Source organism: Halomonas sp. YLB-10 (genome assembly GCF_003856855.1).
In the GTDB taxonomy this organism is placed as follows: Bacteria; Pseudomonadota; Gammaproteobacteria; order Pseudomonadales; family Halomonadaceae; genus Halomonas; species Halomonas litopenaei.
Genome location: NZ_RRCU01000004.1, coordinates 295,593 through 319,377, shown reverse-complemented (window position 1 = coordinate 319,377; position 23,785 = coordinate 295,593). Strand labels below are relative to the sequence as shown.

24 protein-coding genes are annotated in these 23,785 nt (G+C 65.5%); 16 read left to right on the top strand and 8 right to left on the bottom strand.

Features of this window, described 5'->3' with window-relative positions:
- Window positions 1–15: 15 nt before the first annotated feature.
- Entirely contained in the window at window positions 16–1,314 is a 1,299-nt protein-coding gene (locus tag EBB56_RS11385) for a sodium:proton antiporter (protein ID WP_045994275.1), read from the top strand.
- A gap of 163 nt (window positions 1,315–1,477) precedes the next feature.
- On the opposite strand, the gene EBB56_RS11380 is transcribed toward EBB56_RS11385, so the two are convergent.
- Window positions 1,478–2,686 (bottom strand): methyltransferase, encoded by a 1,209-nt coding sequence (locus tag EBB56_RS11380; RefSeq protein WP_124804399.1) that lies wholly within the window; start codon window positions 2,684–2,686, stop codon window positions 1,478–1,480.
- A gap of 329 nt (window positions 2,687–3,015) precedes the next feature.
- On the opposite strand from EBB56_RS11380, the gene EBB56_RS11375 reads away from it, so the two are divergent.
- Complete coding sequence (locus EBB56_RS11375; RefSeq protein ID WP_185696422.1) at window positions 3,016–4,311, top strand: ChaN family lipoprotein; 1,296 nt, start codon at window positions 3,016–3,018, stop codon at window positions 4,309–4,311.
- An 11-nt stretch (window positions 4,312–4,322) separates the two neighbouring features.
- On the opposite strand, the gene EBB56_RS11370 is transcribed toward EBB56_RS11375, so the two are convergent.
- Window positions 4,323–4,859, bottom strand: coding sequence for a DUF523 domain-containing protein (locus EBB56_RS11370; RefSeq protein WP_185696421.1), 537 nt, complete (start codon window positions 4,857–4,859; stop codon window positions 4,323–4,325).
- A gap of 166 nt (window positions 4,860–5,025) precedes the next feature.
- Here EBB56_RS11370 and EBB56_RS11365 point away from each other — a divergent pair, with 166 nt between their 5' ends.
- Window positions 5,026–5,304: a peptidylprolyl isomerase gene (locus EBB56_RS11365; protein ID WP_045994272.1), complete on the top strand. Its 279-nt coding sequence runs from the start codon at window positions 5,026–5,028 to the stop codon at window positions 5,302–5,304.
- Window positions 5,305–5,524: 220 nt separating this feature from the next.
- Here EBB56_RS11365 and EBB56_RS11360 read toward each other — a convergent pair whose 3' ends face one another.
- A complete protein-coding gene (locus tag EBB56_RS11360) occupies window positions 5,525–5,977 on the bottom strand; it encodes a cupin domain-containing protein (RefSeq protein ID WP_045994271.1) in 453 nt (150 codons plus the stop codon).
- Window positions 5,978–6,332: 355 nt separating this feature from the next.
- Between EBB56_RS11360 and EBB56_RS11355 the strand changes: the two genes are divergently transcribed.
- The 5 genes from EBB56_RS11355 to EBB56_RS11335 all read left to right on the top strand — a co-directional run bounded on the left by EBB56_RS11355 (window position 6,333) and on the right by EBB56_RS11335 (window position 11,300).
- Entirely contained in the window at window positions 6,333–6,878 is a 546-nt protein-coding gene (locus EBB56_RS11355; protein WP_124804397.1) for a cytochrome b, read from the top strand.
- 166 nt (window positions 6,879–7,044) lie between these two features.
- The gene (locus EBB56_RS11350) at window positions 7,045–7,977 is read left to right on the top strand and encodes an ABC transporter ATP-binding protein (RefSeq protein ID WP_045994269.1); all 933 of its coding nucleotides are present in this window, start codon (window positions 7,045–7,047) and stop codon (window positions 7,975–7,977) included.
- Window positions 7,974–8,735: an ABC transporter permease gene (locus EBB56_RS11345; RefSeq protein WP_108132729.1), complete on the top strand. Its 762-nt coding sequence runs from the start codon at window positions 7,974–7,976 to the stop codon at window positions 8,733–8,735. Before EBB56_RS11350 ends, EBB56_RS11345 begins: the two co-directional genes overlap by 4 nt.
- A 73-nt stretch (window positions 8,736–8,808) precedes the next feature.
- Complete coding sequence (locus EBB56_RS11340; RefSeq protein WP_124804396.1) at window positions 8,809–9,942, top strand: nucleoid-associated protein; 1,134 nt, start codon at window positions 8,809–8,811, stop codon at window positions 9,940–9,942.
- 509 nt (window positions 9,943–10,451) lie between these two features.
- The gene (locus EBB56_RS11335; protein WP_260425337.1) at window positions 10,452–11,300 is read left to right on the top strand and encodes an alpha/beta fold hydrolase; all 849 of its coding nucleotides are present in this window, start codon (window positions 10,452–10,454) and stop codon (window positions 11,298–11,300) included.
- On the opposite strand, the gene EBB56_RS11330 is transcribed toward EBB56_RS11335, so the two are convergent.
- Window positions 11,297–12,064, bottom strand: coding sequence for a metallophosphoesterase family protein (locus tag EBB56_RS11330; protein WP_124804395.1), 768 nt, complete (start codon window positions 12,062–12,064; stop codon window positions 11,297–11,299). The two genes, EBB56_RS11335 and EBB56_RS11330, sit on opposite strands and share 4 nt — an antisense overlap.
- A gap of 22 nt (window positions 12,065–12,086) precedes the next feature.
- Window positions 12,087–12,728 (bottom strand): LysE family translocator, encoded by a 642-nt coding sequence (locus EBB56_RS11325; RefSeq protein WP_124804478.1) that lies wholly within the window; start codon window positions 12,726–12,728, stop codon window positions 12,087–12,089.
- 237 nt (window positions 12,729–12,965) lie between these two features.
- Between EBB56_RS11325 and EBB56_RS11320 the strand changes: the two genes are divergently transcribed.
- The 6 genes from EBB56_RS11320 to EBB56_RS11295 all read left to right on the top strand — a co-directional run bounded on the left by EBB56_RS11320 (window position 12,966) and on the right by EBB56_RS11295 (window position 18,665).
- A complete protein-coding gene (locus EBB56_RS11320) occupies window positions 12,966–13,883 on the top strand; it encodes an NAD(P)-dependent oxidoreductase (RefSeq protein WP_124804394.1) in 918 nt (305 codons plus the stop codon).
- A gap of 74 nt (window positions 13,884–13,957) precedes the next feature.
- Complete coding sequence (locus EBB56_RS11315; RefSeq protein WP_124804393.1) at window positions 13,958–14,803, top strand: MoxR family ATPase; 846 nt, start codon at window positions 13,958–13,960, stop codon at window positions 14,801–14,803.
- On the top strand, window positions 14,803–15,981 hold the full coding sequence (locus EBB56_RS11310) for a VWA domain-containing protein (RefSeq protein WP_124804392.1): 1,179 nt from the start codon (window positions 14,803–14,805) through the stop codon (window positions 15,979–15,981). Before EBB56_RS11315 ends, EBB56_RS11310 begins: the two co-directional genes overlap by 1 nt.
- Before the next feature lie 157 nt (window positions 15,982–16,138).
- On the top strand, window positions 16,139–16,771 hold the full coding sequence (locus EBB56_RS11305) for a hypothetical protein (protein WP_124804391.1): 633 nt from the start codon (window positions 16,139–16,141) through the stop codon (window positions 16,769–16,771).
- Window positions 16,768–17,574 carry a DUF3307 domain-containing protein gene (locus EBB56_RS11300; RefSeq protein ID WP_124804390.1) on the top strand — a complete coding sequence of 269 codons (807 nt, stop codon included), beginning with the start codon at window positions 16,768–16,770 and terminating at the stop codon, window positions 17,572–17,574. Before EBB56_RS11305 ends, EBB56_RS11300 begins: the two co-directional genes overlap by 4 nt.
- A gap of 44 nt (window positions 17,575–17,618) precedes the next feature.
- A complete protein-coding gene (locus tag EBB56_RS11295; RefSeq protein ID WP_124804389.1) occupies window positions 17,619–18,665 on the top strand; it encodes an N-acetylmuramoyl-L-alanine amidase in 1,047 nt (348 codons plus the stop codon).
- A gap of 19 nt (window positions 18,666–18,684) precedes the next feature.
- Here the strand turns inward: EBB56_RS11295 and EBB56_RS11290 are convergent, their stop codons facing one another.
- On the bottom strand, window positions 18,685–19,278 hold the full coding sequence (locus EBB56_RS11290) for a helix-turn-helix domain-containing protein (protein ID WP_045994260.1): 594 nt from the start codon (window positions 19,276–19,278) through the stop codon (window positions 18,685–18,687).
- A 271-nt stretch (window positions 19,279–19,549) separates the two neighbouring features.
- Between EBB56_RS11290 and EBB56_RS11285 the strand changes: the two genes are divergently transcribed.
- Window positions 19,550–20,761, top strand: a complete 1,212-nt coding sequence (locus EBB56_RS11285; protein ID WP_231498638.1) for a benzoate/H(+) symporter BenE family transporter — start codon at window positions 19,550–19,552, stop codon at window positions 20,759–20,761.
- Between the two features lie 134 nt (window positions 20,762–20,895).
- On the opposite strand, the gene EBB56_RS11280 is transcribed toward EBB56_RS11285, so the two are convergent.
- Complete coding sequence (locus tag EBB56_RS11280) at window positions 20,896–21,381, bottom strand: hypothetical protein (RefSeq protein ID WP_260425336.1); 486 nt, start codon at window positions 21,379–21,381, stop codon at window positions 20,896–20,898.
- A 305-nt stretch (window positions 21,382–21,686) separates the two neighbouring features.
- Between EBB56_RS11280 and EBB56_RS11275 the strand changes: the two genes are divergently transcribed.
- Window positions 21,687–23,408 (top strand): proline--tRNA ligase, encoded by a 1,722-nt coding sequence (locus EBB56_RS11275; RefSeq protein WP_045994237.1) that lies wholly within the window; start codon window positions 21,687–21,689, stop codon window positions 23,406–23,408.
- Window positions 23,409–23,590: 182 nt separating this feature from the next.
- Here EBB56_RS11275 and ccoM read toward each other — a convergent pair whose 3' ends face one another.
- Window positions 23,591–23,704: a cytochrome c oxidase subunit CcoM gene (gene ccoM, locus EBB56_RS22275; protein WP_286985057.1), complete on the bottom strand. Its 114-nt coding sequence runs from the start codon at window positions 23,702–23,704 to the stop codon at window positions 23,591–23,593.
- Window positions 23,705–23,785 lie beyond the last annotated feature (81 nt).

Sequence of the window (23,785 nt, the reverse complement as noted above, 5' to 3'; positions counted from 1 at the left end):
TAGAGGCCTCCCTCCATGTCGGTGTACGACACCCTTTGCCTGCTCGCCGCGATGGCGATGGTGATCTCCCTGATCAACGGCAAGATCGGAAAATTTCAGACCACCATCGCGATCACTGCTGGCGCTCTGATACTGTCGCTGGCCATCGTCATCGCCGGTCACGCGGGCTGGTTCGCCCTCGACGAAACCGCTAAAACCGCCATCAATCAGTTGAATTTCGAGGATTTCCTGCTGAAGGGCATCCTCGGATTTCTGCTGTTTGCCGGTGCGCTGGGGATCAAGCTCCCCCACCTGCGTGACCAGAAGTGGGAAATCGCCATCCTTGCCATGGGCAGCACCCTGTTCTCGACCTTCTTCATCGGCTACAGCCTGTGGCTGCTGGTGGGCTGGCTGGGTATCGACTTCGATCTGATCTACTGCCTGCTGTTCGGTGCCCTGATCTCTCCCACCGATCCCATCGCGGTGCTCGCCATCGTCAAGAAGATGAACGCGCCCCGGCGCATCTCGACCCAGATCGAGGGCGAGTCGCTGTTCAACGACGGCTTCGGTCTGGTGCTCTTCGTCACCCTGTTCGCCGTCGCCTTCGGCGGCACCACCCCCACGGTGACCAGCGTCGGCCACCTGTTTCTGCAGGAGGCGCTGGGCGGCATCGTCTACGGCTTCGTGCTCGGTCAGCTGTTTCACCAGTTAATCCGTCACACCGACGACCACTCCATGGAATTGATGCTGACGCTTCTGGTGCCCACCACCGGCTACGTGTTCGCCGAGTTTCTCGAGGTCTCCGGCCCCCTGGCCATGGTGGTGGCCGGCATCATCATCGGCAACCGTACCCGTCGCAAGGGCTTCTCCGAGGAATCCCGGCAGCATCTCGACCACTTCTGGGAGCTGGTCGACGAGTTCCTCAATGGCGTGCTGTTCCTGCTGATCGGCATGACCATGCTGTCGTTCAGCTTCCACCCGGAGGACTGGGTGCTGATGATCGCCGCCGTGCCGCTGGTGCTGCTGTCGCGCTATCTGAGCGTGCGCCTGGCCTACCTGGGCTTCCGGCGCTTTCGTCGCTACAACCCCTACTCGGTGCGCATCCTGACCTGGGGCGGACTGCGTGGTGGTCTGGCGCTGGCCATGGCGATGTCGATTCCGTCGGGGATCACCGTGATTCCCGAAAAGAACATCGACGTGCGCGAGATCATCCTGGTAATGACCTACTCGGTGGTGGTGTTCTCGATCCTGATCCAGGGATCCAGCATCACCCCCTTGATCAAGCGCGCCAAGGTCTGGGAAACCGAGCAATTCAGGCGTAGCAAGCGCAGCTGATCCGGCGTGCGGCGCCAGCCGAGCTATCCCCTCCCTTGAAGAAAACACGGCCCCGGACAGTTCAAGTGTCCGGGGCCGCCTCGTCTCGACCACCACGGCAGCGCCAGTAACTGGACTTGCCGCGCCTGCGGGAACGTCGCGACCGGCTGGTGATCTCGCGGCCTTACGTCGGTTGCGCCACCAGGGCAAGATTGCGCGGGGTCAGCGCGCGCGGGCAGAACTGGCTCAGACTGACCTCGAAGCCGGCCTCCTCGAGCCACAGGGCCCGGTCCAGCACCAGCCACACCTCCAGCGGCCGGCGAAACAGATGGCGCACCAGCTCGAGTCGATTGACCCGCTGAAGACACGCTTCGCCACGACGTCGATAGGCGTCCCAGTCGATCCCGTCGGGCACTGTCAGTCCCTTCTCCCGGGCGGCCCAACGACAGAAGTCCTCGAAGCGCTCCGGCATCCTGCCGTAGGCCAGACTCGGCACCGCCAGATAGTCGTCGACTCCGCGCAGCCGGCGCTGAAGAGCATCGAAACCCAGTCGCCAGGCGTTCGCCTGTTCACGCTTGCGTCGCTCTCCCTGGCTGGCGGTCACGGTCTCCTGCACCGACAGCGCCAGCGCCTCTCGGTCCAGCGACAGACCATGGCGCTCTGCCTGTTGCTGCGCCTGACGCGACAGGGGGCGATAGATCTTGTCACGGGTACGCTGGTAGCAGCAGGGAGCCAGACTGATCGCCACCTTCTGTTCACGTGCCAGCTCCAGCAGGCGCACGTGAAGATCGCCACAGGCATGCAGCGCCACCACCCGATCGGCGTCACCGAGGTGTCGGCTCACGCTGGGCGCCATCACGTCCTGCTCGACCAGCGTCACCTCCAGTCCCTGCCGCTCGGCCAGCGCCTGGCCGCTTTCGCACAGCGCCGGTTGCCACTCCAGCGCGCAAATGGAGCCGTCGTGGCGGCGCGCCAGCAGACGCGAAAGATGTCCCTTGCCGGCACACCACTCGACAAGCCGCTGCCCCTGGCCGATGGCCACCTGGGGCGCAAAGGCCAGCATCTGCTGCCACTTGCGACCTCCCACGTGGGCCGCCCACGCCTCGGGCGCCTGGATCGGCGGCGCTCCATCGGGAACCCTGACCAGGCGCGCCAGTTCATCCACCGGTAGCCAGGCGGCCAGCGGCGAGGCATCGAAAGGCCTCTGCTGCAAGCGCTGGCACCGAGCGTCGTCCAGCGCCTGCAGGCAAGCGGCGATATCGCCGGCGGGCGCCCGCTCGGGCCAGGGAGTCCCGGCATGGGTAAAGGGCGCCGGCGACCAGAGCCAGTGCCAGTCGGCGAGCAATCGGGTCAAGGCCTCGAGGCGCTCGGCGTGGAGCGAGGGAGTGTTCATGCGGTCGCGAAGATCATGGTAGCTAAAGGTGGGTGTTGGGCGATGGACAGTGGACGGCGTGCGTCATGGTACCAGCAGGCCGCAGGCGGGACATCGATCAAGCGATGGGCAGACCACACTGGATCGTCGGCGCCGGGGCGGCTAGCCTGAACCTTTTCGACTCTCGCTTCGGTCTGGTTTCGGCGTCGTTCCGGTCCGAAGCTGCGCTGGTTCCGCTCTTGTTCACTCTTGGTTCTCTCTTGATTCACGCTGGATTCACGCTGGCTCCGCTCATGCCCCTTCTGCGATTTCGACCGTCACATCGCTGCTCTCTCCCACGCCGATGGACGATGCCGAGGCTGGCTACTCTGACGATGCTGTTGGTGCTCGGCCTCGATGCCCAGGCATCCTGCACCAACACTGCAACAGGCGCTGGCCTAGCGCCCGGCGACTGGATCACGCCCGGCGACTGGATCACGCCCGGTGACGCTCGCACCCATACGGCGCCGACGATGGGCTGGCCGATGCTCGCCCGCCAGCAGGTGGTCCTGCTGGGTGAACAGCACGATCGTCCCGACCACCATCGATTCCAGCTGGCGAGCCTGGCCGCCCTGCACGCCCATCAGCCGGATCTGGCCATTGGCCTTGAGATGCTGCCGAGAGAAAGCCAACCGGCACTGGACGCCTGGATCGCCGGTGACATCGATGAGGCCGCCCTGCTCGAGCAGAGCCAGTGGTACCGCTACTGGGGCTTCGACCCCGAGCTGTACCTGCCGGTGCTGCGCTTTGCCCGGGACCAGGCGCTGCCGCTGAAGGCACTGAACGTCACCCCTGAGCTGCGCCAACGGCTGGTCGAGGATGGCGTCTCCACACTGCCGCCGGCACAACGCCACGGCATTCCCGAACCCGTACCGGCCATGCCGTCCTACCGTGAACGGCTCGAGGCGAGTCTCGAGGAACACGCCCTGGAACTTGCTGGCGAAGGCTTTGGCGAGGGCTTCGACGACGACATGATCGACGGCTTCGTCTACGCCCAGCAGGTGTGGGACATGGCCATGGCCCAGGGGCTCGCCGCCCTGGTCGAAGATGGCCACCTGGCGGTGGGCCTGGTGGGAATGGGTCACGCCAGCCACGGCGAGGGAATCGAGGCACAGCTTAAGAGCCTGGGTATCGCCGATGTCGCGAGCCTCTTGCCGCTGTCTGCCGACGACGCCTGCGAGGCCGAAGCGGGACTTGCCGACGCCGTCTTTGTGGTACGCGAAGACAAGCAGAGCGAGGGGCCGCGACTCGGGGTAGGTGTCGAATCAAGCGAGAACCGACCGGGCCTGGTGGTGACCGAGATGGTACCGAACAGTCCCGCCGAGGCTGCGGGGCTGCGCGTCGGCGACCGCATCCTGAACTTTGCCGGGCATGGCATCGCGCATCCCTACCAGCTCAAGGCACTGGTGCCTCGCGTACTGCCAGGCACCCAGGCCAGCATCACGGTGACGCGCGATCACCAGCGCCAGACGCTAACGGTGCGTTTCCCGATCGTGGAACCCGCTCTGGACGTCGAGCGAGGTGAAGGGACTCGACAGCACCAGCGACCCGCACTGCAACAAGAGCAGCAACAAGAGCAGCAACAAGAGCAGGAGCCCCAAGAATAGCGCTCCGACATTCAACGCCGCCGGTCGGTATCCAGCTCGACCAGACGGCGAGCCAATTCCTCTAGCTGATGCGGGGCGAAGACCTCGATGCCTGCATCGCGCAACAGCGCGGCGGTCACGCCTTCACCGGCGATCCTGCTGCCACTGAAGCGGCCATCGTACACCTGGGTGCTGCCACAGGACGGACTGGCATCGGTCAACAGCGCCAACCGGCAGTGGTAGCGCCTGGCGGTGGCGAGCGCTCGCCTGGCGCCCGCCACAAAGGCCTCGGTGGGATCACCGCCGTCGATATCGACGATCCTGAGCTCGCCTGCCAGCACCTGAGCGCCGCTGCCTCCTGCGATCTCCGCCGCGGGCCGCGGTGTGGGCAGGCCTCCCGCCACCTCGGGGCACACCGGCACCAGCCGCCCCTGGTCACGCCACAGCGCCAAACGCTCGTCGCCGAGCCACTTGTGCCCGGCGTCATATCGCACCGGATCCCCGAGCAGGCAGGCGCTGACCAGAAGTGGGGTCAGTTCTGCGGCGGCGGATGATGATTTCGGGTCCATCGTATCTACTCGTTCTACACAAGAGAGGGCGCAAGGGCGGCGACGACAGTCCCATGGTGCACCGGACCTGGACACAAACCAAGCCCGGTGCCGCCTCGGCGGCACCCGTGGTAAGCTCGCGTCTCGCAACATCAGCCAACCTTCAGTGAAGTTCAGGAGTCATCCCATGGTCCAGGCCACCGCCCGCCACATCCTCGTCGACAGCGAAGAAAAGTGCCAAACCCTCAAGACCGAGATCGAGAACGGTCGTGATTTTGCCGAGGTTGCCCGCGAGCACTCCTCCTGCCCGTCCGGCCGCCAGGGCGGCGACCTGGGCAGCTTCGGCCCCGGCCAGATGGTGCGTGAGTTCGACGAGGTCGTCTTCTCCGCCGACCTCAACAAGGTGCAGGGCCCGGTGAAGACCCAGTTTGGTTATCATCTGCTGGAAGTCACCAGCCGCGGCTAGGCTTGCCAAAAAGGCGCCTGCGCCTGGCGACCTTTCGACCGAGCCTCAGACCCGCCTGGGTAGCAACGACAACGCCGCGAGAGATCGCGGCGTTGTCGTGTCGGCGTGTCGAATAATCCGCAGGGCACGATCCGAGCGGGGCTATCAGAGCGGGGCTATCAGAGCGATACCGTCAGAGCGATGCCGTCAGAGCGGGGCTATCAGAGCGACACGGACAGGGTCATTCCACCCGGGTCAGGGGTTCGCCACGGGTGTGGATCATCACCACGATCAGTTCCGCCGGTGTGTCGTCGCTGGCATTGACCAGCTGTACGTGGCGCACGCCCTCGGGTTCTCGCCATTCGTCTCCGGGGCCAAAGCGTTCTTCTTCCCCGCCTTCGAGCTGCGAGATCACCTCGCCGGTGGCCACCTTGACGTAGGCCGGCCCTGCGTGACGGTGAGGCGGCAGGCTGGCCCCCGGGTCCAGGGTGACCAGCACCATGGTCGAGATCAGATTCGAGTCATCGGACACCCACTTCTGCTGCATGATGTTCTGGGACACGCTCGGCGTCACCTGCTCGCCCGCCTGCGCCGACGCCTGGGGCGAGACCGCGACCATCAGCGCCAGGCCGAGCCCCAGCAGCACCAGCGATCGCCAGGGTGACTGCGCCAGCGCCACTGCCCTGCTCGCCATTAGCTGACTTGCCAATGCACTGCTTGCCATAGCACCGCTTGCGATTGCTCTGCTTGCCATTGCTTCAGCCACATTTTTTTTATACGTCAGGGGGGACACTCGAGCCATGGATCGATCCTCTTGCCGAAGACGCCGTTGAATTGGGAATCCTTAAGTGGCGCTACGGCGGCCTTCCTTACACGAGTCTGTCCAACGCACATCGTCGAACACCGTGTTCCACGCGTGACTGCCGGTTCTTGCACAGTCTCTTGGGAGAATTCACCCGCCTGGTCCGCTGGGCTGGGTTAGCCTAGGCAAAAAAACAAGAACCAATGAACCGCGACGCTATCTGTTACCCGATGATGAGGACACCCCTATGCCGATCACCGACACTCCCGACCGTTACGGCAGCATCAGCCGTTTCTTCCATTGGGCCATCGCCGCGCTGGTGGTGTGGCAGCTCGTTACCGCCAGCGCCAGGTTCCTGTTCGAGGACTCCTGGCTGGATGAACTGCTGTGGGGCAGCCACAAGCCCGTGGGATTGACGATTCTGGTACTGATGCTGCTACGCGTGAGCTGGGCGCTGATCAACCAGCGGCGTCGCCCGGCACGGGTCAACCTGGCGTCGCACCTTGGCCATGTCGCGCTCTATGGACTGCTGATTCTCATCCCCTCCATCGCGCTCCTTCGCCAGTACGGCTCCGGCCGCGCCTTCTCGCCTTTCGGCATCGAACTGATGGCCGGCTTCGAAGGAGACGAGATCGCCTGGATGGAGGCCCCCGCCAACCTGCTCCATGGCTGGCTGGGCTGGGCCCTGTTCGCCCTCACTCTCGGCCATGTGGTAATGGCGGTGCTCCATCGCGTCAGCCGCCACAGTCCCGACGTACTGCCGCGGATGACCAACGTCACCCCACGCGACTGAGACGCGCCGGGACGGCGCCCGACTGTGTGCAGATCAGAGCGGTCGCGCTAGGATGGGCGGGGTCAATCGATAAGGACGTCTCCATGCCTCGCCCGCATCCCTCAGCATCTCTATCCGCCCGGGTCGCACCCGGGCGGCCTGTACCCGCCGCCGAAGGGGCCCAGACATGAGCGCCCCGATCATCGACGTCAAGGGACTGACCAAGGTCTACAGCGGCGGTTTCGAGGCGCTCAAGGGCATCGATCTTGAGATTCGTCGCGGCGAGATCTTCGCCCTGCTCGGACCCAACGGCGCCGGCAAGACCACCCTCATCAGCGTCATCTGCGGCCTGGTCAATCCGTCCTCCGGGCGTGTGCTGGTCGATGGCCATGACATCCTCGACGACTTCCGCGCCGCCCGCTCGCGCATCGGGCTGGTGCCCCAGGAGTTGACCAGCGAGGCTTTCTCCACCGTCTGGGATACCGTCTCCTTCAGCCGCGGCCTGTTCGGCAAGCCGAAGGACCCGGCGCATATCGAGAAGGTACTGCGCCAGCTGAGCCTGTGGGAGAAACGCAAGAATCGCCTGATCACCCTGTCCGGCGGCATGAAACGACGAGTACTGATCGCCAAGGCGCTGGCCCACGAGCCCCAGGTGCTGTTTCTCGACGAACCCACCGCCGGGGTCGACGTCGAACTGAGGCGCGACATGTGGGAGGTGGTACGTGGACTCAGGCAGAGCGGCGTCACCATCATCCTCACCACCCACTACATCGAAGAAGCCGAGGAAATGGCCGAGCGCATCGGCGTGATTCGCGCAGGCGAACTGGTGCTGGTCGAGGACAAGCAGACACTGATGGCGAGCCTGGGGCGCAAGGAGCTGACCCTGCACCTGCGCGAACCGCTCTCCCAGTTGCCCGAGGCGCTCGCCCACCGCAGCCTGACCCTGGCCGATGACGGCCACGCTCTGGTCTATCGCTACGACGGTGCCGACGACGGCGAAGGCGCCATCGCCGACCTGCTGGGCGAGGTCGACGCCGCCGGCATCACCTTCAAGGACCTGCACACCCGTCAGAGCTCGCTGGAAGAGATCTTCGTCAATCTGGTCAAGGAACGGACATGAACCTCACCTCGGTCAAGACGCTGTATCGGGCCGAAATGGCCCGCAGCCTGCGCACCATCCTGCAGAGCGTGGTCTCTCCGGTGCTGTCGACCTCGCTGTACTTCGTGGTGTTCGGCTCGGCCATCGGGTCACGCATCAGTGAGGTCGAGGGCATTCCCTACGGGGCCTTTATCGTGCCTGGGTTGATCATGCTGATGCTGCTGACCCAGAGCGTCTCCAACGCCTCTTTCGGGATCTTCTTTCCACGCTTCTCCGGCTCCGTCTACGAAATCCTGTCGGCGCCGATCTCGCCGCTGGAGATCGTGCTGGGCTTTGTCGGCGCCGCCGCCACCAAGTCGATCGTCCTGGGGCTTATCGTGCTGGGCACCGCCAGCCTGTTTGTGCCCTTTACCATCGAGCATCCACTGATGATGCTGCTGTTTCTGGTGCTCACCGCCCTGACCTTCAGCCTGCTCGGCTTCATCATCGGTATCTGGGCCGACGGCTTCGAGAAGCTCCAGCTGGTGCCACTGCTGGTGATCACCCCGCTGACCTTCCTCGGCGGCACCTTCTACTCCATCGACATGCTGCCACCGCTATGGCAGACGGTGACCCTGTTCAATCCGGTGGTCTATCTGGTGTCGGGCTTTCGCTACAGCTTCTACGGGCTCGGTGACGTCAGCGTGTGGATCAGCCTGGGCATGATCCTGTTGTTCATGGCCGTGGCCCTGGTGGTGATCCACGCCATCTTCAGAAGCGGCTATCGACTCAAGCCCTGAATAAAGGGACCTTTTCGACCCACCCTGTCGCTTGCGTTATCATCTGCCGCCGCCCCCTGCCCACGAGGTCCCCATGCCGATATCCGCCTGTGTCATCCAGCGCCTCGAGAAGAGCGCCAGCGACAGTCCGGCGACCCTTGTGCCCGCAAGCGAACTGCATCCCGACAGTGACGCCCTGGACAGCCTGGTCACCCGCCTGACCGATGCCTACCACGGCAAGGCCAAGCGCTGGGGACGGCTCAATGAGCATACTGTCGCGGTGAGCGACGTAGCGCAGGACGCTGTGGGCGCCAGCGATGCCTCTGTTGACGAGCCCCCTGTTGACGAGCCCCCGGCTGATGATACCCCGCCTTGGGACGACGCCGCGGCTGAACCCACCGGCCCGGTCGCCACGTCCAGCCGCTTCCCGGCCGAGTTCAAGGCCTACCTTCAGGACGAACGCGACCTGCAGACGCTCGCGGCGTCTCTGGGTGAAGCGATCAAGAAACTGGTCGACGACCACCTGCCCACCGGTGGGCACCTGATCCTCGCCGACCAGCGCCAGGGCGAAACCCGCCACCTGTTTCTGGCGCTGGTGCACCATCGTGACGGCTTCGTCATCGGTGACGACGGCCGCGTCGCCATTACCGGTCAGGTCAACCACAGCCAGATGTCGCTGGCCTTTCGCCTCAACCTGACCCAATGGCAGGAAGGCGGCCCGTCGAGCCAGTACCTGTCACTGCTGGCCGACCGTGGTGCGCGCAAGCTGGCGGACGACCTGCAGGCGCTGCTCGGCGCCAGCGAAGGGGTCGACCCGAAGAGCGAGACCCGCACCCTGCTCAAGGCGTTCAGCGACTACGTTGAGCGCGAGGACATGGCCGAGGAGACCTCCCGCGAGAAGACCGACGCGCTGATCGACTACGCCCAGGATCAGGCCAGCCGTGGTGAGGCCATGACCCTGGACGAGCTGTCCGCGCTGGTGGACGACGACAAGCCGCGGGCTTTCTACGAGCACATCCGCAACGCCGACTACGGGCTGTCGCCGGAGATTCCGCCGGACAAGCGCACCCTGAACCAGTTCCGCCGCTTCACCGGCCGCGCCGAGGGCGTCTCGATCAGCTTCGACTCCCATCTGCTCGGCAACAGCATCGAGTACGACGAAGAGCGCGACCGGCTGATCATCAAGAAGCTGCCCAACAAGCTCAAGGAACAGCTCCAGGGCGGCTAAAGGTCCTCTATCAGGGCCAAGAAGGCTCGCCAGAAGAGCCTTCTTGGCCCTGCTTCAGCCTCAGTGCATGACGATCCCTGGCCAACGACGGGAGCGGCGCCCATCGGGTCCTCCTGTCGTCGCTCTTCTCGCTGCATCCAGTCCCTTCCCGCAACTCACCTCTCTTGTCGCAACGCCCCTTTCTGCAGCTCCTCTTGCTGCAACGTCCCTTGCCACAACGCCCCTTTCTGCAGCTCCTCTTGCTGCAACGTCCCTTGCCACAACACCTCTTCCCACAACGCCCCTTTCTGCAACGTCCCTTGCCACAACACCTCTTCCCACAACGCTTCATGCCGCAACGCCATGGGCCCTGCATTGCGGGCATGCGCATCTCTTGAATCATTTTAGAGCGATCACTCAAAAATAGTTTGAGTGATCGCTCAATGACCGTTAGGGTGGCGACGCGACATCGCAAAGGTCAGTCCGTGACCTCAGGTACATCGACGCACCGCCACCAAGGTGCAAGGGAGATGAGCAACGTGAGCGACGTAATGGAACATGTCGAAACGCGCCATACTTGGATCGAAGGCCATCGCCTCGCCTACAAGGAGATGGGACAAGGCCAACCGCTGCTGCTGATCCACGGCATTCCGACCAACAAGTTGATGTGGCGGCATGTGATGCCGGAACTAGCCCGGCAGTATCGCGTGATCGCACCGGATATGCTCAATTACGGCGAGTCGGACATGCCCACGGATGCCGACGTCTCCATTAATGCCCAGGCCCGCCTCCTCGTGAAGCTGATGGATGCCCTGGGAGTGCCCAGCGCCGACATCGTCTCCCACGACATCGGTGGTGGCGTCAGCCAGCTGATCGCGGTCAACCATCCAGAGCGGATACGCCGCCAGGTGCTCATCGACAGCGTGTGCTTCGATTCCTGGCCGATACCAGAGTTCAAGCAGATGCTGGAGCCGGGGGTCGAGGCGTCCACCAGCGTCGAGGACTTCATCGCGACCATGCGCGACTTCATGCCCAAGGGTGTCCACGATCCCGAGGCGGCGACCGAGCGCCTGAAGGAAATCTACGTCGAGCCGTGGAACAGCGCCGAGGGCAAGGCGGCCTTCTTCCGCAACATGCGCCGCCTCAACAAGGAATACACCCAGGCCATCGCCGGTGAGCTGAAGAACCTCGAGATCGCTACCCTGGTGCTATGGGGCGACAAGGACAACTTCCAGAAGCCGGACTACGCACCGATGCTGGCGGATGCCATACCCGGTGCCAGACTTGAGTGGATCAAGGACGCCGGCCACTGGGTGACCGACGAGCAGCCGGAGGCGACCAGCCGTCATATCCTCGAATTTCTCGACAGGTCTGCCTAGACCTCGACCACACGATCCAGGCGCAGGTCATCCTCCGGGCGCTCGCCGGGATAGCCGCCGGGCACGGCCACCACCCGGGTGTCCCCCACCGTCAGCATCACCGGGTCGTGGACGTGGCCGTGGACCCACAGCGCCACGCCCTCCATCAGCGACTCGAGGCGTGAGGCGAAGGCCGGCGACAGCGGGTCGCCCTGATAGTGGGCGGGAATGCTCTCGGCCAGGGGGGCGTGGTGGCTGACCACCACCGTGGCACCGCCAAACGGCCTGGCAAGCTCGGCCTCCAGCCAGGCCCGGTTCTCGCGGTGCAGCTCGACGCTGCGTTCCGGCGAGAAGACCTCACCTTCGGGTTCTTCGATGACCGCGAAGTCGGGCATCTGTCGCAGTGCAGCGGACAGCGTCTCGGTGGGAATGTCCTGCGGGTCGGGACGCTCGTCGTAGAGCGCGAAGTCGGTCCACAGTGTCGTGCCCAGAAAGCGCACGCCGCCGAGTTCCAGCCGTGCGTTGTCGAGCAGGTGAATGCCAAGCTCCCCGGCCCGTGTGGCCATCTCCCGGCGCAGGGCGCCCATGCGGTGCTTGTAAAATTCGTGATTGCCGGGCACGTAGATCACCGGCTGATCCGCAAAGCGCCTGGCCGCCCACTCGAGCCCCTTGAGCCCGAGGTGGATATCCCCGGCCAGGATGACCGCGTCGGCCTCGACTTCCGGCAACTCACGATCTCCGTCGAAGTGTTCCAGGTGCAGGTCGGACAGTATTCTCAGGCGCATGGTGTCGCCTCCCGGTTCCCGGCTAGAGGTTACGCTCGGTCAGGGCAAGCCTCGCGCCCAATCCCACGAACAAGGCGCCCAGCCCTCGTTCACACCATAGCCCAAGCCTGCGACTGCCGCGCAGGGCCTTGGCCAGCCTGGCCCCGGCGATCACCAGCGGAGGCTCGACCACGGCCGCCACCAGGATGATGGCCAGCCCGTGCAGCGCCAGCTGCAGGCTGACGGGTCCCGCCCCGGCCACCACGAACTGGGGCAGGAAGGCCAGAAAGAAGATCGCGACCTTGGGGTTGAGCAGCGAGATCATGATTCCCTGGCGGTAGATGCGGGTGCCGCTGGCAGGAACCACAGGCGCCGTGGCGGTGTCCTCTGTCCCCCGCGCCAGCAGCGACTTGAGCCCCAGCCACACCAGATAGGCGGCGCCCAGCCACTTCACCAGACTGAAGGCCAGCGCCGAGGTGGCGAGGATCGCCGACAGACCCAGCGCCGCCATGACGACGTGCAGCCCCGCCCCGCTCCACACCCCGAACATGGCGGCAAAGCCACCACGGCGGCCATGGCGTGCGGTCTGGCCCAGCACGTAGGCCATGTCCGGCCCCGGGGAAAGGTTGAGCAGCAGCGCCGCCGACAGAAACGTGACCCAGTGGGCCAGGGAGTACTCGAGCATCGCGGTCTTGGCCTGGATAGAGATAGAGGTGGAGTATCGAATAAAGGAACACGCCAGACGCCCCGATGGGGGCATGGGGTGAATCCCCAGACTAGGTCGCGCGTCCGGGCGCGTCCACACTATCAGTTGAGGGAGCACGACCGACTGACGCATGCTAGACGCTTCCCCCCACTCACGCCCCCCTGGCACTGGCCAACCGGGGTGTCACGACCACCCGCCCCTGCACAGGAGTTCGTCATGCCGCTTCCCCGCTCGACCACATCATCTGCGCTGCCTCGCCTCGGCTTTATCGGTATCGGCCTGATGGGCGATCCACTCAGCCGCCGGCTGGCCGAGGCCGGGCATCCGTTGACGCTGTATAACCGCACCCGGGCCAAAGCCGAGGTGGTGGCCGCCGACACCGGTGCCCGGGTAGCCGACAGCGTCGCCGAGCTGACCGCGGAGGTGGACGTGATCCTGAGCTGCGTGGCCAATACCGAGGTTCTGCGCGAAGTGATGCTCGGCAGCGACGGCGTCATCGCCCGGGCGCGACCTGGACAGCGCATCATCGACATGACCAGCGCCGACCCCGCCGCCACCCGGGAGCTGGCCCAGGCCGCCAGCGAGGCGGGCGTGAGCTGGGTGGATGCGCCGGTCTCCGGCGGCGTGGCCGGCGCCGAGGCGGGCAGCCTGGCGATCATGTGTGGCGGCGACGCGGCGGACGTGGAGGCGGCCCGAGAGGTCCTCGCCCCGCTGGCCTCACGCATCACCCACATGGGCCCGGTGGGCTCGGGCCAGGTCACCAAGCTGTGCAATCAGCTACTGGTCGGCTGCACCACCGCGGCCATCGCCGAGATGGTGGCGCTGGCCGAGGCCAGCGGGGTCGACGCCAGTCGCTTGCCCGACGCCCTGGCCGGTGGCTTCGCCGACTCGACGCCCTTTCGCATGCTGACCCCGCGCATGGCCAGTCGCGACTTCGAGGCGCCGAGCTGGCACCTGCGCACCCTGCTCAAGGACGTCGACATGGCCACCGCCCAGGGCCATCGTCAGTCCAGCGCCACGCCCATGGCGGCCCTGGCCGCCCAGCTGATGCGCAGCCGGCTCGCCCGCGGCGAGGGTGAAAAGGACCCGGCAACGCTGATTCGCCTGTATCGAGACGACGACGCCCAGCACTGACGCCGAGGATTGTTCCGCCCACGGGGCTACCGTACACTCGTTTGAAATCACTTCGTTATTCAGGATCCTCGCCCATGGCGTTTGACTCGACTTCCACCTACGTCGCCACGAATGCCCTCAAGCAGGCCGTCAATGCCGCGGTAACGCTGAAGCGCCCGCTGTTGATCAAGGGTGAGCCGGGCACCGGCAAGACCTTGCTGGCCGAGGAGCTCGCCGCCTCGCTCGGCACCCGGCTGGTCACCTGGCACATCAAGTCCACCACCAAGGCCGCCCAGGGGCTCTACGAGTACGACGCGGTCAGTCGCCTGCGCGACTCCCAGCTTGGCGTGGAAGGCGTCGACAACGTCTCCAACTACCTGCGTCCGGGCAAGCTGTGGGAAGCCTTCACCGCCGACGAACGGGTGGTGCTGTTGATCGACGAGATCGACAAGGCCGACATCGAGTTCCCCAACGACCTGCTGCAGGAACTCGATCGCATGGAGTTCTTCGTCTACGAGACCGGAGAGACCATTCGCGCCCGTCACCGGCCCATCGTAGTGATCACCTCCAACAACGAGAAGGAGCTGCCCGACGCCTTCCTGCGCCGCTGCTTCTTCCACTACATCGAGTTTCCCGACCGCGCCACCATGGAGCGCATCGTCGCGGTGCACTTCCCGGATATCGCACCGCGGCTGGTCAGCCAGGCGCTGGAGGTGTTCTTCGAGCTGCGCGAGGCGCCGGGGCTCAAGAAGCGCCCGTCGACCTCGGAACTGGTCGACTGGCTGAAGCTTTTGATGGCCGACGAAGTCGCCCGCGAGGCCCTGAGCCAGCGTGATCCGGCCAAGAGCCTGCCGCCGCTGGCCGGCGCCCTGGTCAAGAACGAGCAGGACACCGCTCTGCTGGAGCGCCTCGCCTTCATGGTGCGGCGTCAGGGTCGCTGATGTTTCTCGATCTATTCGACACCCTGCGCCGCCACCAGGTGCCCGTCTCGTTGCGCGAGCTGCTGGATCTGCACGCCGCCGTCGAAGCCGGCGTAGTATTCGCCGATATCGACGACTTCTACCAGCTGGCGCGTACCGTGATGGTCAAGGACGAGCGCCACTTCGACCGTTTCGATCGCGCCTTTGCCGCCTGGATGGGGTCGGTGGAAGGCCTCGATGCGGCCATCGATGCGTTGATCCCGGACGAATGGCTACGCCGTGAATTCGAGCGTCAGCTCAGCGACGAGGAGAAAGCTCAGATCCAGTCGCTGGGTGGGCTTGAAAAGCTGATCGAGACCTTCAAGCAACGCCTGGCCGAGCAGAAGGAGCGCCACGCCGGCGGCAACAAGTGGATCGGCACCGGCGGCACCAGCCCCTTCGGCGCCTACGGCTACAATCCCGAGGGCGTACGCATCGGCCAGGATGGCTCGCGCCATCGGCGTGCGGTCAAGGTCTGGGACGAGCGGCGCTTTCGCGACTACGACGACGACCAGGCGCTGGGGCCGCGCAACATCAAGATGGCGCTGCGTCGCCTGCGTCGCTTCGCCCGCCAGGGGGCGCTCGAGGAATTCGACATCGACGCCACCATCCGCGATACCGCACGGGACGCCGGTCTGCTCAACCTGCGCATGCGCCCGCCGCGTCACAACGCGGTCAAGGTGCTGCTGTTTCTCGACGTGGGCGGGTCCATGGACGACCACATCCGCGTCTGCGAGGAGCTGTTCTCGGCGGCGCGCTCCGAGTTCAAGCACCTGGAGCACTTCTACTTCCACAACTGCCTCTACGAGGGCGTCTGGCGCAACAACGCCCGACGCCACAAGGAGCGTTTCTCGACCTGGGAGTTGATGCGCACCTACGGTGCCGACTATCAGGTGGTGGTGGTCGGCGATGCGTCGATGTCGCCCTACGAGATCACCCACCCCGGCGGCAGCGTGGAGCACTTCAACGAGGAACCGGGCGGGGTCTGGCTCAGGCGCCTGGCCGAGCGCTACCCGCGACTGGTCTGGCTCAACCCCAACCCACCACGCTATTGGGAGTACACTCCTTCGACCCGGCTGATTCGCGAGCTGATCCACGAGCGCATGTATCCCATGACGCTGGAGGGACTGGATGAAGCGATGCGCGAACTGGCGCGCTGACCATGGTGTTGCTGGGGGACCGGACAGTTGGCACCACCTCGCCGTCGCCCGCAATAACCACAACAGGCAATTTCGTGAGAAAATAGCCGAAAAAAGCTATAAATAGGCGTAATAGGTCTCTAGCGCTATCCGCGCTCACCACGGAGCCATCCGCGTCATGTCCGATCCCATCATCGCTGTACTCACCGGCGACCTGATTGCCTCTCGTCAACGTGATCGCGAGGCCCTCTACCGCTGCCTCGATGACACCCTCGGGGCCCTGGCCAGACGCCACGACGGCGACTTCCACCGCTTTCGTGGCGATGGCTTCCAACTGGCCATCCGCCAGGGCGACCGGGGCCTTGAGGCGGCGGTGGCATTGCGCGCCAGCCTGATCGGCCAGAGTCCAGCCCACGAACGCTGGGACGCTCGTGTCGCCGTCGCCCGGGGCCCGGCGGACTGGGCCCCAGGCGCCCCCCTGGCCGACGCCGATGATCCCCCCTTCATGGCCTCAGGGCAGGCCCTGGACGGTCTGTCCGCCAATGGCGCTCACCTTGGCTTCGCCCCGTCCGGGACCACCGCCGAGTCGCTGCTGATACGCTATCTCGACGAGATGATCGACGCCTGGTCCGCCCCCTCCGCTCAGGTGGTGGCCCTCAGCCTGGCCGAGCCCGAGCTGACCCAGGCCGAGATGGCCGGCCGACTGGGCATCCGCCAGCCCAGTGTCCACAAGCGACTGAAGACCGCCCGTTGGGCACTGCTGAGCGATACCCTGGCCTGTCTGGCGTCGGCGGCGCAGGAGCGCACATGAACACTCTGGTCCTGGATCTCGCACCAGCGTCATCGTCGTCGCTGTCGCTTCTACTGGCCCTGCTGCTGGCGCACCTGCTTGGCGACTTCGTGCTGCAACCGGATCGCTGGGTAGCGGATAGACAGGCCCGCGGCATACGCAGTCCCAGTCTGGCACTGCATGCTCTGGTGCATGCCGTCCTTGCCTGGCTTGCGCTGTGCGCCTTGCAGTCTGTCGCCGGTATCGACGACGGCATCGACGCCACCTTGGCGGCCATGATGCTGGGGCTCGCCCACTGGACGATCGACGCCGCCAAGACCAAGGCGACGCGACGCTGGCCCACCCGGCAACTTGGCCTGTTCATGCTCGACCAGGGCCTGCACGGCGCGACCATCGTGGTGGTGTGGCTGTGGCTCGTCGGTAGCCTGTCGCCACTGACAGCGATGCTTGCACACCTGAGTACACCGTCCTCGCTGCTCCTGCTGCTCGCCTATTTGCTGGTCACCCGGCCCATGGCGGTCGCCATCGCCCTGGCCATGGCCCCCCTGGCTCGACAACTCAAGGCACCCGGTACGCTGGATCGGGCCGGCGCCCGCATCGGCATCCTCGAGCGCCTGCTGGTACTGACCCTGACCCTGCTCGACCAACTCACCGCCGTCGGCTTTCTGCTGGCGGCCAAGTCCGTGCTGCGTTTTGGTGACCTGAAGGAGAGCCGAGACCGCAAGTTGACCGAGTATGTGCTGCTGGGAACCCTGGCCAGCGTCACCAGCACCCTGGTGCTTGGCCTGCTGGTGCGACTGTGGCTCGGAGGCCAAGGCGGATGACAGAACGGATGCCAAAGTGCATGACAGAACGGATGCCAAAGCGCATGACAAGGTGGCTGATCGGGTGGCTGACCAAGTGTATAAGGAAGTGGACAAGGAAAAACGCCACGGTCTTCGTGACTGCGCCGGGGCATCTCCGCGATCGACGCAGGCCTGGGCTGCTTGTAGGCGCCCTGCTCGTTTCACTGATCGGGCTTGCCGGCTGCGACCTTGCCGGCGGCCTGGCCACCGAGGCGCTGATCCAGCGGGGCCCCGCCCTGGAGCCGCGCGACGGCTATGTGGTGGACCATCGCCATCCGGCTCGGGGCCACAATAGCCGCGTGCACTTCCTGATCCTGCACTACACCGACGAGAACCAGGCCGACTCCCTGCGCGCCCTGACCGGGCCCCGGGTATCGAGCCACTATCTGGTGCCGCTGCCCACGCGACGCCTGCAGAACACCCCGGTGGTGTTCCAGCTGGTGCCCGAGAGCCGCCGTGCCTGGCACGCCGGCGCCAGCCGCTGGGGCAATCGCGTGGGGCTCAACGACACCTCCATCGGCATCGAGATCGTCAACCAGGGGCCCGATCGCGCCTGGGTCGGCAGCGAGCTAGACGCCCCCGAGGGCCCGGTGCGCTGGGCAAGCTACCCCGATGACCAGCTCAACGCCTTGATTCCGCTGGCCCGGGATATCATCGAGCGTCACCGGATCGCCCCGGAGCACGTGCTGGCGCACTCCGACGTGGCACCGCTGCGCAAGCTCGACCCGGGGCCGGCCTTTCCCTGGCGCAAGCTTCACGAGGCCGGCATCGGCGCCTGGCCCGAGGCCCCGCGCGTCGCCCACTACCGCAGCCGCTTCGAGCGTGAACCACCGGCGCTGATCGAATGGCAGCGGGCGCTGGCCGCCTGGGGCTACGGGATCGAAGCCAGTGGCGTGTGGGATGACGCCAGTCGCGCCACCCTGCGGGCCTTCCAACTGCACTTTCGACCGGCGAACTTCGATGGCCAGCCAGACGCCGACAGCGCGGCAAGGCTATGGGCCCTGCTCGAGCGCTATCGACCCGAGGCGCTGGAGCAATTGGAACAAGGAGCGCAACGGAAAGCACTCTGACGACGTGACGGGACGAGCTTCAACCGGAACCGTCGCTGGCCGCGCCGGGTAGATAGTGGATCACATCGTGAAAGCGCAGCGTCCCCGGCCCCTCATTGCGCATCAGGTGGGGACGATCGGCGAAGAAGCGCAGCCCCTCCCCCGCCTTCAACAGATGCCAGTCGTCGTCGATCGCCAGCACCAGCTCGCCCTCCACCACCACCAGATGCTCCACCACCCCCGGCGCATGGGGACTCGAAGCGCTCTCGGCGCCTTCGGCCAGCTCGATCTCGAACATCTCGAAACCCAGCATGGGATCATAGGGAAACAGCAGCTTGGCGCGCATGCCGGCGCTGTCCCTGCCCCATACCGAATCGTCGATACTCACGCGCCGTTCTTCCAGGGGGCCGTCCATGGCCCGTGTCGGGCTTCCGAACAGCGACGAGAAGCTGACCCGAAAGCCGCTGGCGATACGCCATAGCGTGGCGACGGTGGGACTCGACTCGCCACGCTCGATCTGGCCGAGCATGGCCTTGCTGACGCCGGTTTCGCGAGCGGCACGCTCGAGACTCCAGCCCTGAGCCTGGCGCAGTCCCTTCAGGGTGGTGGCGATATGGTCGGCAATATCCTGCATGGCGGCCTCCAGAAAGGTCGGCCCAGTATACGCAAGGTTTACGCCGCTGGCCCGCCGTCGCTTGCGGTCAGCACACCACACCTTACGCGCCACGACTCCTGCCTCTTGTTCCTCTTCTCTTGTTCCTCGTCTCTCGTCTCTTCCCTCTTCTCTCTTCTCTCACTTCAGCATGCTTGTGCGTTATAACGTCCACTGCTAGCCTTGGACGTTATAACGCACAAGCACGAATGTACCCGCTCCGCGGTTTCCCTGGCTTTTTCTGGACCGTCTCATGAAAGCTTCGCCAAGTTCACTGGCCGCCAAGGCTGGCCAGACGCATCGCCCGAAGATGCTCGACGACCTTCATCCCTCCACGCTGGCCGCCGGGTTCGCCGCGGTCTTGATCGGCTACGCCAGTTCCGCCGCGATCATCTTCCAGGCGGCCCAGGCCGCCGCTATCGATCAGGCCCAGATCGGCTCCTGGATGTGGGCCCTGGGCATCGGCATGGGTGTGACATCGCTGGGGCTGTCCTGGCGCTATCGCATGCCGCTGCTGACCGCCTGGTCGACGCCCGGGGCGGCGTTGCTGGTGACCCAGTTGCCCGGCGTGCCCTTCGACCAGGCCGTCGGTGCCTTCCTGCTGTCATCGCTGCTGATGCTCGCCGTCGCCGCCAGCGGCCTGGTCGAGCGCATCATGGCGGTGGTGCCGGCGTCGATCGCCTCGGCCATGCTGGCCGGCATCCTGTTGCCCTTCGTGCTGGAAGTCTTCACCACCGTGCAGACGGACCCCTGGCTGCCGCTGGCTCTGCTGGGTGTATGGATGCTGTGCCGCCGCCTGGCGCCACGCCTGGCCATCGTCACGGTCCTGGCCGCGGGGGTGGCGCTGTGCCTGGGCCGCGGCGACTTGAGTCTGGCGGGTGTTGCCGTGAGTCTGACCCGTCCCGCCTGGGTGACCCCGGCCTTCGATCCTGTGGTGTGCCTGGGTATCGGCATACCGCTGTTCGCGGTCACCCTGACCACCCAGAACCTGCCGGGGTTCGCCATGGTCAGAAGCGCGGGCTTTACGCCACCGGTGGCGCCAAGCCTGGGGGCCACCGGCCTGGCGTCGCTGCTGATGGCACCCTTCGGTGGCCACGGCGTCAACATGGCGGCGATCAGCGCGGCCCCCTGCCTTGGCGAAGAGGCCCACCGCGAGCCTGGGCGACGCTACACCGCCGGCATTGCGGCGGGAATGGGCTATCTGCTGCTGGGCGCCCTGGGGGCGACGGTGGCGTCGTTGTTCGACGCCCTGCCCAGCGCCATGATCGCGGTGGTGGCGGGACTTGCGCTGATGGCCACCCTGGGCGGTGCGCTACGTACCGCCTTCAGCGACGGCGACAACCTGGACGCGGTGCTGGTCACCTTCGCCATCACCGCATCGCCATTGACCCTGGCGGGCATCGGCTCGGCCTTCTGGGGCCTGGTGGCGGGGCTGATCGTGCTGAGACTGCAGCGCAGGCGCTGAGTCGGGGGCGGTAGAGATTGCGGGAAGGATGCTGCGGGGGCGGCCGCTCAGGCGGCGATGGAAGAACCACAAGACAAGGGAAGAACCACAGGAGCAACCGCCGGGTGCTGTGGGCGCACCCGGCGTGATCGATCTCAGCCGTCCAGCGACACGCTGTCGGGCGAGGCACTGGCTGGCAAGGCATTGGCTGGCAAACCACGGCCAGCGTGGGTCGCCTCGTCACTGGCCATGCGCACCATGGCCAGGGCCTCATCCAGGCTCTCGACCTGCTCGACACGCACCAGCTCGTCGCTCAGCTTGACCTCGGTACCGACACGTTCGCTAACCAGCCGCTCGAGGCTCGCCAGATCACGCCCCTCGCCCATGGGCAGAGAATCGACACTGGCGGAGCCCGTGCCCGGCAGGTAGATGGTGCCGTTGGAGAAGTCCACCGCGTAGGCGATCACCCCGGGCACGATAAAGAACAGCAGGCCGACGCCGTTGGCCACCGCCACCACCGGGTCGATGCGACCACTGATCTGCCCCTTGCGTTCAGGGTGAAAGACGGTGCCGCAGCCGACGAGCGAGGTCAGGGTGGTGGCGAGCACCAGGCCGGTAAGCAGACGGGGCGGACGCAGCATGAACAACTTCCTCTTGCAGTAATCTGGCATAAATGACGGAAAGCGGTGCCGGCAACGACTCGACCGCTGCCCAGCATGATAAAACTCATGCGCATCCTATCACGTTCGCCACCCTTCGCTCCTTGTCGCCACCAACGGTGGCGGTTGCTTTTGCCGGCATGACACCTTCCCCGTACAATGCACGTCACTTTCATGGCCGGATGCGAGTCGCCGAGGATGCCCCTCGACGGCCATCGACGGGACAGCCTGCTGTCCTGCTCGCCTCCAGCGCTTACCAGACTCGATGTGAAGGAACCTGCGGACCCATGCGCGCCACCGAACTTCTGATCAGTACCCTGAAGGAAACTCCTGCCGACGCCGAGGTCATCAGCCACCAGCTGATGCTGCGCGCGGGCATGATTCGCCGCCTCACCTCCGGCCTGTACACCTGGCTGCCGCTGGGCCTTCGCACCCTGCGCAAGGTGGAGCGTATCGTGCGCGAGGAGATGGACCGTGCCGGCGCCCAGGAGCTGCTGATGCCGGCGGTGCAGCCGGCCGAGCTGTGGCAGGAGTCCGGCCGCTGGGAGCAGTACGGTCCGGAACTGCTGCGCCTGAAGGATCGACACCAGCGTGACTACTGCGTCGGCCCGACCCACGAAGAGGTGATCACCGACCTGGTACGCAAGGAGATCGCCAGCTACAAGCAGCTGCCGGCCAACTTCTACCAGATCCAGACCAAGTTCCGTGACGAGATCCGTCCGCGCTTCGGGGTCATGCGCTCGCGTGAGTTCATCATGAAGGACGCCTACTCCTTCCACCTGGACGAGGCCTCGCTCAAGGACACCTACCAGAAGATGTACGACGCCTACGTGCGCATCTTCACTCGCCTGGGTCTCGACTTCCGTCCGGTGATCGCCGACAACGGCTCCATCGGCGGTACCGGCTCCCACGAATTCCACGTACTGGCCGACTCCGGCGAGGACGATATCGTCTTCTCCACCGAGTCCGACTACGCCGCCAACATGGAAAAGGCCGAGGCCCTGCCTGCGCCCCTGGACAGCGATGCCCGCCGCGCCGAGCCCGCCGAGGAGCTGAGGCTGGTCGACACCCCCAATGCCAAGACCATCGCCACCCTGGTCGAGCAGCACGGCCTGCCCATCGAGAAGACCATCAAGACCCTGATGGTGCACGGCCACGAGGGCGGCCTGGTGGCGCTGCTGGTGCGCGGTGATCATGAACTCAACGAGGTCAAGGCCGAGCACCTCGAGGAGGTGGCGACGCCGCTGACCATGGCCAGCGAAGAAGAGATCCGCGCCGCCGTGGGCGCCGGCCCCGGCTCGCTGGGCCCGGTGGGGCTCGAGATGCCGATCGTCATCGATCGCAGCGTGGCGCTGATGAGCGACTTCGGCGCCGGTGCCAACGTCGACGGCAAGCACTACTTCGGCATCAACTGGGAGCGCGACGTGGCCCTGCCCAAGGTCGCCGACCTGCGTAACGTGGTCGAGGGTGACCCGTCACCCGACGGCAAGGGCGTGCTGTCGATCAAGCGCGGCATCGAGGTAGGCCACGTGTTCCAGCTCGGTCGCAAGTACAGCGAGGCGATGAATGCCACCGTGCTGGGCGACGAAGGCAAGGCGGTTCACCCCTGGATGGGCTGCTACGGCATCGGCATCACCCGCGTGGTGGCCTCTGCCATCGAGCAGAACCACGACCAGGGCGGGATCATCTGGCCCGACGCCATCGCCCCCTTCCATATCGCCATCGTGCCGATGAACGCCCACAAGTCCCAGCGCGTGCGCGAGACCAGCGAGCGCCTGCATGACGAACTCAGCGCCGCCGGCTTCGACGTGCTGCTGGATGATCGTGATCTGCGTCCCGGCGTGCGCTTCGCCGATCAGGAACTGATGGGTCTGCCCCATCGGCTGGTGGTGGGCGATCGCAGCCTCGACAAGGGTGAGCTCGAGTACAAGGGTCGCCGTGACAGCGAGGCCACCATGGTGCCCGCCGACGAGATCGTCGAGTTCCTCAAGCAGCGCATCGCCCTTTAAGGCCCCGCCTGGCGCGCCGCGGCTTGTCGCGCCGCGGCTTGTCGCGGCGCGCCTGGCAGGCGGGTCCAGAGGAATTCAGGCGAGTTCAGGTGCGCTCAGGTGCAATAAAGCAAAAAAAACCGACCCCGAAGGGTCGGTTGAAAAAGGGGGATGACTCCCCCTCCCCTGACGCTGGTTGACGGCTATCGCTTGCGACGGTGAGCGTCGCGGATGATAAAAGCGATCCAGCCGGCCATGAAGGCCACAGAGAGAGCGACGGCACCCAGCCCGAAAATGACGGCGTTGTCGACGTACATGGCGCTGTCCTCCTGTCTCTGTGTCGATGAATTCATGGTACCCGGTCGGCCCTTGAATTGTGCTGACCTGCGTCAAGGGTG